General features: G+C 49.0%; 13 protein-coding genes. 7 read left to right on the top strand and 6 right to left on the bottom strand.

Features of this window, described 5'->3' with window-relative positions:
• Positions 1-1,122: an FUSC family protein gene (locus tag CPZ25_RS04050; protein WP_096919795.1), complete on the bottom strand. Its 1,122-nt coding sequence runs from the start codon at positions 1,120-1,122 to the stop codon at positions 1-3.
• 160 nt (positions 1,123-1,282) lie between these two features.
• Here CPZ25_RS04050 and CPZ25_RS04045 point away from each other — a divergent pair, with 160 nt between their 5' ends.
• Positions 1,283-2,158 (top strand): pyridoxamine kinase, encoded by an 876-nt coding sequence (locus tag CPZ25_RS04045; protein ID WP_096919796.1) that lies wholly within the window; start codon positions 1,283-1,285, stop codon positions 2,156-2,158.
• 84 nt (positions 2,159-2,242) lie between these two features.
• Here the strand turns inward: CPZ25_RS04045 and phnX are convergent, their stop codons facing one another.
• The 5 genes from phnX to CPZ25_RS04020 form a co-directional block, all read right to left on the bottom strand.
• Positions 2,243-3,028: a phosphonoacetaldehyde hydrolase gene (gene phnX, locus CPZ25_RS04040; RefSeq protein ID WP_138721004.1), complete on the bottom strand. Its 786-nt coding sequence runs from the start codon at positions 3,026-3,028 to the stop codon at positions 2,243-2,245.
• Positions 3,029-3,040: 12 nt separating this feature from the next.
• A complete protein-coding gene (gene phnW / locus CPZ25_RS04035) occupies positions 3,041-4,132 on the bottom strand; it encodes a 2-aminoethylphosphonate--pyruvate transaminase (RefSeq protein WP_138721003.1) in 1,092 nt (363 codons plus the stop codon).
• 478 nt (positions 4,133-4,610) lie between these two features.
• Complete coding sequence (locus tag CPZ25_RS04030) at positions 4,611-5,609, bottom strand: extracellular solute-binding protein (protein WP_096919797.1); 999 nt, start codon at positions 5,607-5,609, stop codon at positions 4,611-4,613.
• Positions 5,609-7,291 (bottom strand): ABC transporter permease subunit, encoded by a 1,683-nt coding sequence (locus tag CPZ25_RS04025; RefSeq protein ID WP_243129340.1) that lies wholly within the window; start codon positions 7,289-7,291, stop codon positions 5,609-5,611. Before CPZ25_RS04025 ends, CPZ25_RS04030 begins: the two co-directional genes overlap by 1 nt.
• The gene (locus CPZ25_RS04020; RefSeq protein ID WP_013380627.1) at positions 7,281-8,036 is read right to left on the bottom strand and encodes an ABC transporter ATP-binding protein; all 756 of its coding nucleotides are present in this window, start codon (positions 8,034-8,036) and stop codon (positions 7,281-7,283) included. The genes CPZ25_RS04025 and CPZ25_RS04020 overlap by 11 nt, the downstream gene beginning before the upstream one ends.
• A gap of 215 nt (positions 8,037-8,251) precedes the next feature.
• On the opposite strand from CPZ25_RS04020, the gene CPZ25_RS04015 reads away from it, so the two are divergent.
• The 6 genes from CPZ25_RS04015 (at position 8,252) to CPZ25_RS03990 (ending at position 14,492) form a co-directional block, all read left to right on the top strand.
• Positions 8,252-9,886: a 6-pyruvoyl-tetrahydropterin synthase-related protein gene (locus tag CPZ25_RS04015; protein ID WP_096919798.1), complete on the top strand. Its 1,635-nt coding sequence runs from the start codon at positions 8,252-8,254 to the stop codon at positions 9,884-9,886.
• Complete coding sequence (locus CPZ25_RS04010; RefSeq protein ID WP_167495156.1) at positions 9,858-11,669, top strand: phospholipid carrier-dependent glycosyltransferase; 1,812 nt, start codon at positions 9,858-9,860, stop codon at positions 11,667-11,669. The genes CPZ25_RS04015 and CPZ25_RS04010 overlap by 29 nt, the downstream gene beginning before the upstream one ends.
• A 53-nt stretch (positions 11,670-11,722) precedes the next feature.
• On the top strand, positions 11,723-12,274 hold the full coding sequence (locus tag CPZ25_RS04005) for a phosphate-starvation-inducible PsiE family protein (protein ID WP_096919800.1): 552 nt from the start codon (positions 11,723-11,725) through the stop codon (positions 12,272-12,274).
• Positions 12,249-12,623: a RidA family protein gene (locus CPZ25_RS04000; RefSeq protein ID WP_013380623.1), complete on the top strand. Its 375-nt coding sequence runs from the start codon at positions 12,249-12,251 to the stop codon at positions 12,621-12,623. Before CPZ25_RS04005 ends, CPZ25_RS04000 begins: the two co-directional genes overlap by 26 nt.
• 62 nt (positions 12,624-12,685) lie before the next feature.
• Positions 12,686-13,624 (top strand): cation diffusion facilitator family transporter, encoded by a 939-nt coding sequence (locus tag CPZ25_RS03995; protein WP_096919801.1) that lies wholly within the window; start codon positions 12,686-12,688, stop codon positions 13,622-13,624.
• Positions 13,625-13,727: 103 nt separating this feature from the next.
• Positions 13,728-14,492 carry a DeoR/GlpR family DNA-binding transcription regulator gene (locus tag CPZ25_RS03990; RefSeq protein WP_096919802.1) on the top strand — a complete coding sequence of 255 codons (765 nt, stop codon included), beginning with the start codon at positions 13,728-13,730 and terminating at the stop codon, positions 14,490-14,492.
• The last annotated feature ends 131 nt before the right edge of the window (positions 14,493-14,623 follow it).

Raw genomic sequence — 14,623 nt, 5'->3', positions numbered from 1 at the left:
TCAGGTTTGAAAATCCGTTTTTTTATTGGCGAAAATAAACCGGCTTCCGATGACGGCAATGACAGCGGCCAGAAGCACATAGGCCAGACGAAGCTCAAAAACCTCGGACTGCTTCATGAACAGGGTGCTGAGCGCAATGGCGTAGCAGGTCATATAGGTGGCGCGGAAAAGATAGTTATCCACCGCGTAGCCGAGGAAGGTGCCAATGGAGAGAATGATCATGTGTCCGGTAAAGCCGGTGATATAGTGGAGCAGAATGGCTGAGATAAAAACCCCGGCAATATTGCCGCCCACACGCTGTTTGATTTTGACCATGCTGTCCTCATAAAAATTGAGGGTCATGATAAAAACATTGAGGGGAAGCCAGTAGCCTTTCGGAATGTTAAACACCTGCTCCAGGAAAAAGCTGAAGGTCACCAGCAGAGAGATGCGGATGGCAAAGCGGGTGAGACGGAAATCAAAGGTGCCGGCCTGCAGGCTGTCACTGGAGCTGTAAAACAGACGAAAGCGCAGCATGGCAGCCAGATTTTTAAGGGCACGGGCAGTCCCCTTTAAAAAATCGCGGGTCTTGCCGCCGAGGCGGACAAAGGGATTAAAAATGTGCGGATCCAGCTTAAAGCCCGTCTGCCTGCGCTTCAGAAAATACATGACCACAAGGCCAAGGGTTGCGATGGCACTGGAGACAACAATGGCCATCAGGCGCAGCCTGAGCTCCGGCACAGTGGTGGAGAAGCTCTGGTACAGCACAAGGCCAAAGCCATAGCTGTAGTAAGCCTTTGAGGTGTCGGAGTCGGTGAGAAGAAAGACCATGAGATAGGTCGCGGCAAAGTCCAGGGTAACGCAGAGCCAGACGTTCATATCGGCCAGGTGGGCGGTGGTTGCCAGCACAAGGTTGATGAGCATGACGCTGTAGGGGTGCCAGCGTTCTGGCGAAAAGTCCTTGAGTCGGTTGAAAATAATGGTGAGCGGAACTGCGATGACAGCATTTTTATAGCCAAATAAAGCCATGTTCATAAAAAAGAGCAGCAGACAGAGGGTGGTGGCTGGAATGGATTTCTTAGTTCCCTTCCAGGCCGCTTGCCGCAGATGCTTAAAGTTCAGGCGTTTTATTTTTTCACTCATTACAGACTTCCTTTCATCATCATCGCTACCATAGTTTTTACCCAAAAAGGGAATTTTATTCGATTTATGTGCGTTAAACAGGCAGAATTGTGGTACAATAATTAACAGCCCCTTTTTCAGGGAATCCAAGCATCATTGATTGTAAAAGGAGATATTTAACATGCAAAATACAAACGATATTCCAAAAGGCCCCTTACAGCGGGTGGCCGCGATTCATGATATATCCGGCTTTGGAAAGTGCTCCATGACCGTCGTGCTGCCCATTTTATCCGCGGCAGGCATTGAGGTGGTCTGTATGCCTACTGCGGTTCTTTCAACCCATACCGGCGGCTTTGAGGGCTTTACCTACCGCGACCTCACCGAAGACCTCCCGGCCATTACCGAGCACTGGAAATCGCTGGACCTGCACTTTTCATCAATCTACAGCGGCTTTTTAGGCTCACCGGAGCAGGTGGACATTGTGTCCAATTTTATGGATACCTTTAATTCAGACAACACACTGGTCTATGTGGACCCGGTTATGGCTGATGAGGGTGAGCTTTACAGCGTTTTTGACGACCATATGGTGGATAAAATGCGCGAGCTCTGCGAAAAGGCAGACTTGCTGCTGCCCAACATCACCGAGGCATGTTTTCTTTTGAAGCAGCCTTATCAGCACGGTCCATATACCAGGGATTATATTGAAAAGCTTGTGCGCGGCCTGTCCGACATGGGCCCGGAAAAGGTCGTGCTGACCGGCGTGTACTTTGACAATGAAAAGCTGGGCGCCGCCTGCTATGACCGCGCCGAGGATAAGGTAGAGTACGCCTTCTCCGAAAAAGTGCCCGGACAGTTCCACGGGACGGGTGATATTTTCGGAAGCTTCTGTCTGGCAGCCCTGCTGAACGGTAAATCGCTGCTGGATTCCACACAGTTTGCTGTCGATCTGACCACAGACTGCATCCTCAGAACGGTTGCCCGTGAGACTAATCGTCGCGAAGGTGTGGATTTTGAAGGCGTGCTGCCAGAGATGATGAAACGTCTTGAGCTGGTCTAGAACAGAGAAGTAATTTAAAAAAAGAAAAAGCAGGTACGTCGTTTCGACGTACCTGCTTTTGTTCTGGGCAAAGCCAGTCTTTGTTTATTGTTCATCGAGCATTTTAATCAGAGGGATCAGCTCGCTCAGATCCTGGATAACATAGTCTGCGCCGGCATCTCTGAAGGTTTTGGTCACCTGGTTGATGGCAGCGGCTTTGTCATCATCACAGAGATGGTTGAATTCTTCCTCGGTCAGCCCCATCTCAGAGCTTCCGCGCACAACGCCGATGGAGACAACGCCGGCGTTTTTTCCTTCCAGAATATCGGAGACCGTGTCGCCGATTTTTACAGCATTATGGACAGAATGAACGCCCAGAGTCTCCAGGTTTTTGAAGAGCATAAAGGGGTAGGGGCGGCCATAGTTTTTCACAGCGTTTGGGCTGTACCAGCAGTCCGGCGCATAACCCTTATCGGCGGCGACACGGGTGACTATGGCCATCATTTCATCGGTGTAGCCAGTGGTTGAGCCGATTTTCAGGCCCATGTCACGCAGGGCCGCAACGGTATCCAGCACATGGGGCTTGGGGTCTGCAAACTGATCCAGAATGCTCATGAGCTTTTCCTCGAACTGGGCGTACAGGGCGTCAATATCCTCTTCGGTGTAGCCGCGCCCGTATTTTTCCTGCCAGAGACGGTTGATACGCGGCATATCCATCATGGTGTGGATATGGTCCCGCTTGAGCATCCCCATGGGTTTTCTTGTCTCCGCCATGGTGGGCTCAATGCCGAAGCTTTTAAAAACCTCCATAAATGCCTGCACCGGAGCAAAGCATCCGTAATCCACCGTTGTGCCGGCCCAGTCAAAAATAACCGCTTCAATCTTTTTCATCAATATGGCCTCCTAAGCGTTCTGTTTTAAATAATCATAAAAGATATTGTAGAGATTTTCAACATCTTCTTTATAAATTTCTCCGATGTTGCTCATGCGGAAGGTGTCCACCTTGGTCAGCTTTCCAGGGTAGATGGCATAGCCGCGTTCTTTGACAAAGTTGTACATATCGGTAAAGTCAAAGCCCTGCTCGGGATAGAGGAAGGTAGTGATAATGGGGGAGCGGTAGGCTTCATCAATATAAGCGTTGATGCCGAGCACTGCCATTTTTTCAATCAAAAGCTTATTGTTGGAGGCGTAGCGCTGATAACGGGCTTCGACTCCGCCGCGTTCCTCTAACTCATCCAAGGCTTTGGAGAAAGCCAGAACCGTATGTGTCGGGGAAGTAAATCGCCATTTTCCATCCTTGTTCATGGTCTTCCACTGGTCGTAAATATCCAGCGACAGGCTTCGCGCATTGCCCTTTGAGGCCTCGAGGGCGGCTGTGCGGGCCAGGATAAAGGAAAAGCCCGGTACGCCCTGGATACATTTGTTGGCGCTGCTGATCATAAAGTCGATATGGTCATCCTCTAACGGGATATCAATGCCGCCAAAGCTGCTCATGGCATCGACAATATAGGTTTTGCCAAATTCTGCGCAGAGTTCGCCGATGGCATGGATGTCGTTGAGAATGCCAGTGGTGGTTTCGCAGTGCACCATGGCCACATGGGTGATGTCTGGGTTTTCGGTTAAAATCGCGCGCACTTTGGCGGCGTCAGGGATTAGGTTGTATTCCTCGCTGCAGGCAAGATAGTTCAGACGGTGATAGTCCGCGATGTCCAGCATGCGTTCGCCGTAGGCGCCGTTTGTGATGAACAGCACCTTGTCCTTATCGCCGATCACGCTCGAAAGTACGGCTTCCACGCCAAAGGTGCCGCTGCCCTGCATGAGGATGGCGGTATATGCAGCCTCGCTGACATGGGCCAGCTTTAGCAGCTGAGCGCGGATTTTCTGGGTGATGGCTTTATATTCATTATCCCAGGTACAGTGGTCAAAGAGCATTTCTGCCTTTACCGCATCGCTGGTTGTCAGTGGGCCGGGGGTTAAGAGTTTATAGTTTTTCATTAAGTTTTATTCTCCTTTATCGTTTGTGGTTTATTGCGACTTTAGCAAAATGAAAAGTTGAAAATGGAAAATGAAGGGCCAATTTTGCTGTGCAAAATTGATTTATAATTAAATTCGCAGAGTGAGTTTGTCGGATTGTCAAAAAACCTGAGAGACGAAGCCTTTTACCTAAGAAAGAAAAAAGCGTCCTGCGGGCACCATTTTCAGACGGATAGCTTCTTCATTAAAGTGGATGTTTGATCTCGCCAGTGGCCGGCTGTTTTGGTAAAGGGGCACGATTCCTGGCCGTTTACCAAAACGCCTGGACCTTTTTTCTTATCTGGATAAAAGGCACAATCTCGGGCTTTGCCACTTTTATGACGCGCTGTCAAATTCGCAGAGCGAATTTGTTCTTTTAATTCTCAGCTTTGCATTGGGTTCGTTCCCCCAAATTATTCTAACTTTGGACTCACCGTCATTCTCAATTCTGCATTTTCCATTATTTGTTAAGCTTGCATTTCTCTGAAAACTCCTGGTGTTTTTGTAAAAGATCCACGGTCAGGGGCTCTGGGAATGTTTTGGGGTTTTTGGTGCACAGGGCAGGGTCGGCGGTTTCGCCGGGATACAGGGGCAGCGGATAGGTCTTGAGCAGCTCGGTTCGGGCGCTTTTTACAATACATTCAGCCATTTCCATGGCTTTGGCATTGGTTTTATCCCCTTTATTAATGACGGCGATGGATTCCGTGAGAGCATAACTGCCCTCAGACGGGTCGATGTAGTCGATGGGAAGACCTTCTTTTTTGGCCGCGACGGCCTGATGCCGAAGGCCGAAGGCCAGTGCGACCTCGCCGGCTTTTACCTTTTTAAAGGGGCCGGAGCCGGAGCTTTCCATGTGCGGCCCGGCATTTCGGATGATCCCTGTCATGATCTCAGCGCCTTCCGTCTCGCCGTAAGCGTCGATGACAGCCTGTACCAGAATCCAGCCAGTGGAGGAACCTTCAATATCCGGTATGGATACCTGGCCCGCGTACTTTGGATCAGCCAGATCCTTGATGGAGGCCGGTGCAGACAGGCCCTGTTCCCGCATCACCTCAGTGTTGACCATGACAGCGCCTTCCTGGGCTGTGATGGGGGAAGAATAGGATGGGCAGTCACCGCTCAGGGTGGTATGGTCAAAGCTCAGGTCAGAGAACATTTCGGATTCCTTTTGGGCAGTGTCCAGATAGTATGTGCTCATGGTCACCAGGTCGGCTTCGATTTTAGAGCCTTCGGCCATCATCCGGCCGCCTAGCTCGGAGGTGGCAAAGCTTTGGATGATATACTGGCCTTCGTAGCCGCCGGCAGTCAGAGCGTTTTCCATGGCGGTCAGGGCTTCGTCATCCGCATTGGAGTAGATAACGACTTTGTTATCCGCGTTTCCTGTACTGCACCCCACAGCGGTGAGGGCTGTGGCGGCAATGAGCAGTCCGGCAGCCAGGGCTTTTATAAGTTTATTCATCAGGCGGCCTTCCTTTCTGTTTTTTTCGACAAGGCTTTCAGGATCAGCTTGACAGCCAGGTTGGTGGCAAGAATAAGCAGGGATAAGACAAAAATCTGTTCAAAATCGCCGAAGTGCTGAAGCTGTTTGATTTTGGTGGTAACGACCATGGTGCGCGCGCCAACGATAAAAATGACAGCGGAGATGGTTACCATGGCGTTGATAAAATAATAGCTGAACATTTCAAAAACAGTGGACCAGGAGTTGGGGATTACAACTCTGAAAATGGTTTTTGTCCAGCTGTCACCCATGAGCATGCCGGTGGTTTCCCAGGAGGCGTTCATCTTTGACAGCGAGTTTTTGATCATCAGGTAAGGGGTTGAGAAATAATGGATAATGTTACAGATGATCAGTATAATAAAGGTACACTGGAGGCTGGTGCCGGAAAAAGCCAGGAGAAAGGCGATGCCAAGCACCATGCCCGGTACGGTGTTGGTGGTCTGGACCAGGCCGTCGATGGCGGCTTTAGAGGGCTTGCCCATTTTACTGCGGGCAGTGACCAGTGCGCTGAGGTAGGCAATGGCCGTCCCTAAAACCGCTGTGAGCGCCGCTACCAGAATGGAATTGAGGTAGACACTGGTCAGCTGGCCGCCAAACAGGGTTTCCTTGATGTTGTCAAGCGAAAAACCAAGCTCATAGGGCCAGCTCTGCACAAAGGGAACAATAAAGATAACCGCGAAAATGGACAGAATACCGATCATTACCAAAGCGGACAGAACCGTGAAAAGGCCATCGCGTCCTTTGTTTTTTGTGAGCTCGATCTGGGAGATCTTGTTATAGTGGAAATTATATTTTTCCAGGTAGCGCAGGATCAAAATGCTGAAAACCGATGGGATCAGCATCATCATGGCAACAACAGCCCCCTTGCTGAAATTGGGGATAGAACCCAGCATCTGATTGTACAGCGTGGTGGCAACCACCTTGTACTCACCGCCAACCGATGCCGGAATCCCAAAGTCGGTGAAGCTCAGGAAAAAGGCCTGAATAAAAGAAGCCCCCAGGGTGGCGATCAGTGGCTTAAAGGTTGTGGTGAGAAAGGTTTTAAAGCTGTTGTCACCAAGCACACGGGATACCACAGAGAACTTCTTGTCAATGTACTTAAAGGTATTGTTAATGAGCATAAAGGCAATGGGAACCGTGTAGATTACATAACCCAGCAGCAGTCCGTTAAACCCATAAATCTCAAAGGGCTGAAAGCCCAGCAGCCGGGTGATCAGGCCCTGGCGGCCAAAGGAATAGATGATGGCGAAGCCATAGGTAATGGTGGGCAGGAGCATGGGCAGCACTGCGACACTGGAAACGGCGCTCTTGTACCAGCCGGGTACATTAGTGCTGTTGACTGTGTAGGCCAGCATGAACGCGATAACTGTGGTGACGAGCGCGCTGGTCCCGGCGATGATGAAGCTGTTAAGCAGGGCGTTCAGAAAGCCTGCGCTGCTCAGCACAGCGGCATAGCTTGCCAGGCTGAAGCTGCCGTCCACATTGAAGGACTTGATGAGCAGCAGTGCCAGTGGAGCGGCAAGGAACACCGCGAAGATGGCGATGATGATCCAGAAAACAACCTTCAGCTCCAGCGGGGTACCCGTAACAACCCGGCTCCGCAGCCTCGGCCGCGTTTTATCGGTGGCGGAATTACTGGGCATAGCATTCTCCGAACAGTGAGAAGATATTGTTGCGCTTGATCATGAGCTGGTTGAGAATAAACTCCTGAACAAAGCTGTTGCCGGGCTTCGTGATGATTTCCTGCGGCTCGGCGTATTGTGAAATTTTGCCGCCGTTTAAAATGAGCACCCGGTCCGATAAAGTAAGGGCTTCTTCAGGGTCATGTGTTACAATGATGGTCGTCAGATCAAATTCCTTGGCAACTGTTTTGATCCGCTCCTTGATGGATTCTTTGATAACCCCGTCCAGCGCGCTCAGCGGTTCGTCCAGTAATAACACCTTTGGCTTCATGACCAGGGTACGGGCCAGGGCCACACGCTGTTTTTGCCCGCCGGAGAGCTGGTCAATGGGTTTGTCCAGATGCGGTCTGAGATCCAGAAGGTCGATGAGCTCGTCAACCTCCTCCTGAGTTGAAATACCCGGCTTGTTTTTGAGTCCGTATACGATATTATTGTAGGCATTCAGGTTGGGGAACAGGGCATAGTCCTGAAAAACAATGTTGAAGTCACGCTGTTCCATGGGTACATGGGTGATATCCTCACCATCGTACAAAAGCTGTCCCTCATCAATGTCGGTGATGCCGAGAATCAGGTTGAGGAGGGTGGTTTTACCGCCGCCGGATGGGCCGAGAATGGAAACAATTTCGCCCTTTCCGATATCGAGTGTAATGCCTTTCAGGATTTCTGTGCCGTCATAGGCCTTCTTTACATTTCTTAAACTTAACATAGTGTTATACTCCTTAACATTTTGGTTAAAACAAATGGCTTATTGGATAAAAGCGTTCTTTCAAAAGCCTAGGCGTATTTTAAATCTAAAAATCCCACAATTCAATAGACTTAACAAAGAGTTAACGGAATTTAACCGAAGCTTTACAAAATCATTGGTTTTACAAATCGCAGTCAGATTGGTATAATAATGAGAGGAAAGAATGAGAGAAAAGAATGGAATCTAAAAAATTCTTTATAAAAAATAAACAAATTCTTTGGTGGAGTATCCCTTTTCTGGCAGCTTTGGCAGTGGTGCTGCCCTTGCTTCTTAAGGAAGGCATCCCCTTTGGAAATGATGCAAGCTTCCATCTTTCAAGGGTCGTCTCGATCGCAGAAGGTCTTAAAAATGGCATTTTCTTACCAGGAGTCTATGCCGATTACTTTAATGGCTACGGCTATGGCAACGGGCTTTTTTATCCGGATTTCTTTTTGTATATTCCGGCAGTACTGTCGCTTTTGGGCATGCCGGCCATCACGGCCTACAAGACTTTTCTGATTTTGCTCACAGGCGCTATGGCCTGCACCATGTACCTTTCGGTCAAATCGGTATGGCGGTCTGATTTTGCGGCCTCGGCTTCTACTGTGCTTTACCTCCTGTGTTCCTTTCACACCACTGACCTTTATCAGCGGTCGTCGGTGGGGGAGCTTCTGGCCTTTGTCTTTCTGCCGCTTATTGTGGCAGGCTTCTGGCAGGTGGTTTACGGCGAGAAGGAGAAGTGGCCCCTGCTGTTCAGCGGCTTTAGCGGTCTGGTGCTTTCACACGTCCTGACTGCCGTGCTGATGGGGGGATTCGCCGCTGTCTTTCTGCTGTTCAATATACCAAGGCTGGCCCGCGAGCCGAAAAGGCTGGCGGCACTTGGGAAAGCAGCGCTTTGGAGCATTGTCCTGACTTTGTTTTTTCTGCTGCCCATGCTGGAACAGCTGGTGGTTAATCCTGTTTGGGGCGATACCGGACTGCTCGGGAATATTTCGGACTGGGCCGTGCCTTTTAAAAATTTAATTCTGGCAATACCCCAAAGCATCGGCGAAAAATATGTACCGCCGGCGGGGATTGGTCTGGCGCTGACACTGCTGGTAATAGCGGGTCTGTTTTTTAACAGAAGTGACAGGCTGGTACAGATTCTTTCGCTGTCTGGCCTGCTTCTGCTGTTCTGTGCATCGGTATATTTTCCCTGGCATTTGTTTGAGAATGTACTGTCAACCCTTCAGTTTCCATGGCGGTTCTATCTGTTTATCTCGGTATTCTGGTGCTTTGCTTCTGGCAGGATTATTGAGAGCATGACAGAAAAAAGGGAAAACCAGGTGATCATCGCAGCCATCGCAGCTGGAATCATGCTCATAGCATATTTTGTAAATGTTGCGTATACTTATAAGAATTATGCGCAGATGGTTGTCAATACATATCCCACCTTTGCCGCAGGATGTGAGTATTTACCGGAGAATGTCACTTTATCACACATCCAGGAATCACAGAAATACCATCAGAACACTGCAAAACGCACTAATTATGGTTTGTATGAAATAAAATTAGAACGAAACAGTTCAAACGAGCTGCCGCTTATTTATTATAGTGGATATGAAGCCATGCTTAATGGCAATCGTGTCGAGATTTATCGAAACATAAATGGCATGGCAGAAGTAGCAGTTTATGAAACCGGTACGTTGATTGTCCAATACAAGGGAACGCCCCTCCGGCGTGTCAGTGAGGCCATCAGCCTCATGGGGGTCATTGTGGGGATAGCCCTGCTTTTTAAAAATAAAAGAAAGGAAAATGATCAAAATGACAGAAAAGTTCTATCATCTCAGTAAAAAGGAAATCATTTTTCTGGTGGCTGTAATCCTGATTTACAGCGTTGTAGGCTACTGGAATCTGGGCTCAAGAGTTGAGCCCCAGACCTATTATGATATGGAGGAGGGGACCCCCGCCGCGGAATTTGAGCTTCAGAAGCAGCCGGCGTCCATCGCGCTGTATCCAACAGTTAATGATTCCTCAAAATATGTGGGCATACAGATATTATGCTCAGATGATGGCGTGAACTGGAAACAGGCCTTTGATACCCGGGACGACGACACCGACTATACAGCGGCCATGATCTGGTACCACTATCTGCTGAACACGGATGAGAATACCCGGTACATCAAAGTTAAAAAGCTGGATACCGCCAACCGCCTGGTACTGAGTGAGGTGGCATTCTATGACGATAATGGGAACAGGCTGGCGTCAACGCCCCTTAACGAAGGTTCCGCGAGGCTTCTGGATGAGCCGGAGACAGTGCGGATCACCTCAGATCGCCTGAACAGCGCTTACTTTGACGAGAGCTATTTTCCCGCCTCGGCGCTGGAAATGCAGGATGGCCTGAGTGTGGCTGAAATGGATCATCCCCCTGTGGGCCGGCTGATCATTGGCCTAGGAATGGATCTTTTTGGCAGAACGCCCTTTGGCTTTCGCTTTATGCAGGTGCTTTTTGGTATCGCCATGCTGCCTCTGATCTATTTTTTCGGCAAGGCGCTTTTTAAATCACCGCTATGGTCTGGTATTGCCACATTGCTGCTGGCTTTCGATTTTTTGCATTATACACAGACACGGATCGGAACCCTGGACGCCTTTCTTGTCTTTTTTATTCTGGCTATGTATACCTTCCTGTACTTTTTTCACATCAGCACATCAAGGCCAGCCCGGTATGTGTTTTTGCTGCTCAGCGGGATTTTTACCGGCCTTGCCATTGGCACCAAGTGGTCAGGCTGTTATGCGGCGCTCGGACTGGCAGTTCTGTATTTTTACTGGTTTATCCGGGATATGGTAAAGGGCGGCAAAAGTGTCCGGCGGCAAAGACTCGGTGAGTCTTTTTTCTGCTGCCTGGCTTTTATTGTTGTTCCGGTGACCATTTACACACTGTCCTATATTCCTTATGCGGATACCATACCCGATAAAGGATTTTTCGATGTGTTTTTCGGCCATCAGCAGCAGATGTTTGGTTATCACACCGGGGCTTCGACCCATTACCACCATCCCTATTCCTCCAAATGGTATACCTGGTTCCTGGCTTTAAAACCAGTGTTTTACTACTATCAGAAGGCGCCGGAAACCATTTATCTTTACGCGACCGGAAACCCTATGGTCTGGGGAATTGGCCTTTTTGGCACAGCCTTTGCGCTGGTCCATGGTATATGGAAACGCCATTCTGCCGGTATCGTCATCGGTGTTGGTTACTTTTCCCAGATGATTCCCTGGCTTTTTATCACGCGGGACACCTTTTTATATCACTATTTCCCGATGATTCCTTTCCTGATGCTGGGAGTGGCCTATCTGTTTAAGTATATGGGCTGTACGCCCCAGGCAAAGCCCTGGAAAAAAGCGTATATTGGGCTGTTCATGGCCTTTACGGTCTTTTCATTCATCTGTGCCTTTCCGTTTATCTATGGCAGTCCCATGAAGTGGGAGACGGTGCTGTTTATGCGCCAGCTGTTTATGGTATTTGCCGGTGTGATGGGTGGCGCTTTGCTGCTGCTCATGGGTTATGATGTGTATCATCTGCGGCGCAAGAAGAAAGAAAGCGCCCTGCTGGATGAAAATAATGGAGATATGCTTTAAGACAGGGGCTGATTATGGTATAATGCAGTGGGAACCATAAACAGGAGGAGACAATGCAACATAAAATTCAAAATAAGCTTTTGGGCTTTGTGCGGGTACTGGAGATTTTTATCGCCATCCTCATCGCCATTGCCATTATTATTTCAGCCCTTGCTCTGATTCCCGATCTTTGGCAGTTTATAGGAAATTACGGCGATTCTCAGGCCTTCCGGGTGTTTTTGGGCTATGCTTTTAACACGCTCATTGGCATTGAGTTTCTTAAAATGCTGATCAAGCACTCCACCGCGTCGGTTATAGAGGTTTTGCTGTTTGCCATTGCCAGGGAACTGATCGTTGAGCATACCACGCCCTTCGAAAATTTGATGAGTATTATATCCATCGCCATCCTGTTTGCCATCCGGCGTTTCCTGTTTGTCTCAACCTTTGATGACGGAGAGGGCGGAGAAGGTATGTCGCAGGGTGGACTGATGTGGTTTAAGCATCGCTTTAAAAAGCACGAAGCACCAGCAGATGACAGCATTTTAGCGCTTTCTGAAGGCGCGGAAAACATTTTAAGTGACGACAAAGGAGAGAACAATCATGAAAACAAAAGTAGCAACAGATAAAGCCCCTGCGGCCCTTGGCCCATATTCTCAGGCGCTGGTAGTAGACGGCACCCTGTACGCCTCCGGGCAGCTGGGGATTGATCCGGCCACAGGCGAAATGCCGGAAGCCTTTGAGGCCCAGGCAAAACAGGTGATGCTCAACATGGGCGCAGTGTTAAAAGAAGCAGGATATGACTATTCTGATGTGGTTAAAACCACAATTTTTGTCGATGATCTTGCCAATTTTACTGTGCTGAACGACATTTACGGCGAGTATTTTACAGAAAACCAGCCGGCCCGTTCCTGTGTGCAGGCAGCCAGAATACCCAAGGATGCCAAGGTCGAGATTGAATTTATTGCGGTAAAATAATGAATGGAGAGCTGCTGCACAGGGTGCGGCGGCTCTTTTTTGACTGAGAAAGGAAGTAATTAATGACCCGTTTACTGGTACGCCTGTTTATTAAAGAGGGCGATAAAACCGGAGATCCGGATGTCCGTCAGGTCTACGGTGTATTAAGCGGCGGTGTAGGCATTGCCTGCAATCTGCTGTTGTTTTTAGGAAAGCTTGTGCTGGGCTTTGTGACAGGTGCCATCTCCATTGTGGCCGATGCGGTCAATAACCTGTCGGACGCCGGTTCTTCCATCATCACACTGCTGGGCTTTAAAATGGCGGGAAAGCCTGCTGATCACGGGCACCCTTACGGCCATGGACGCATCGAGTACCTCAGCGCACTGTTTATATCCGTTGCCATTATCCTTATGGGGGTTGAGCTGCTTAAATCGTCCGCAGAACGGATTTTAAACCCGGCGGAGACCTCGGTAAGCCTTGTGGTTTTTGTCATTTTGATCGCTTCGATTTTAGTGAAGCTCTGGATGTTTTTGTTTAACCGGAAGCTGGGCCAGAGAATCAATTCTTCAGCCATGGAGGCCACAGCCTTGGACAGTATCAGCGACAGCCTGGCCACACTGGTGGTACTGATCGGTATGGCCATCAATTATTTTACAGGCTATGATCTGGACGGATATATGGGTGTAATTGTGGCGGCCTTTATTCTGATAACAGGTATTAAATCTGCAAAGGACTCGGTTCAGCCCCTGATTGGCGCGCCTCCCGATGAGGGCTTTGTGGAGAAAATTCACCGAATCGTCATGTCCCATCCAGAGATAAGGGGCATGCATGAGCTGCTCATTCACGACTATGGCCCGGCACACGCCGATGTCTCCCTGCATGTGGAAATGTCTAGCCAGCTGGACATGGTTACCGCCCACGAGATTATTACCAGTATTGAGGACGAGCTTAAAAGCCAGTGCCACTGTGATGTCACAATCCATATTGACCCGGTCGTGGAGGAAAAAACAAAGGACCAGTAAATCCATCGGTGAAGGTACGTCGTTTCGACGTATCTTCACCGTCTGCGCCCCTTGACTTTTAAAATAACTTAGGCTATGCTTAACCAATAGAGGAGGGAGAACGTTGAAAAATCCACGATTAGAACAAATTATTCAGCTATTGCAACAGCAGGGGACCGTTAGCGTTTCCCAGCTCAGTGAAATTTTTCAGGTAACTACGAAGACCATCCGCAGGGATCTGGAGCTTCTGGAATCCGAGGGAGAGCTTTTGAGGACTCATGGCGGGGCACAGCTTGTCAAGGAGGATATTCTCAGAGAAAAGCCTCTGGAGCTTCGTCTGAACATCGAGGCAGAGAAAAAGAAACGAATGGGGCTCAAGGCCACAGGCCTCATCGAGCATGGTCAGAAGATTTTTATCGGCGCCGGTTCATCACTCTATCATTTTACAGAGCATATTGACAATACCAAGCGGCTTTATGTTGTAACCGATTCGGTCACAGTGGTCAACCAGCTCAACAGCCGCAGTGAGATCGGGATATTTCTGGTGGGTGGAGAAATCACAAAGCATACCCTCAGTACTTCAGGCACCATTGCGGAAAACACACTTCGGGATTTTTACTTTGACCTGGCCTTTGTATCCGCCACAACAGTGGATGAACAGGGAAACCTTTTCCACCGCGGCCCGGCGGAGTACGGTGTATACCGGCAGCTTGCGAGCCATTCCAAAAGGCTGGTGGCACTCATGGACTCTGGCAAGCTCTTTAAACGTGATTTCATTAATGTGTCAACACTGCACCCAGGCGACGTCCTGGTGACCGATGCAGAGGCAGACAAAGAAATGGTCAAGCACTATGAAGAAATGGGGCTGACCGTCATAATTGCTGAATAACAAATGATAAAACCGGTATGGGAAAATACGGAAATTTCCCATACCGGTTTTTTTAGTGCAAAAAAACTTAAGAAATGTTCAAAAAGGAAACATAAACCAAAAAAGCCTTGACAAAAAAGAAAAAATGTCCT

This window comes from Eubacterium maltosivorans (genome assembly GCF_002441855.2).
Lineage (GTDB): Bacteria > Bacillota > Clostridia > Eubacteriales > Eubacteriaceae > Eubacterium > Eubacterium maltosivorans.
The sequence above is the reverse complement of the archived record's forward strand: the minus strand, read 5'-3'. Positions and strand labels throughout refer to the sequence as shown.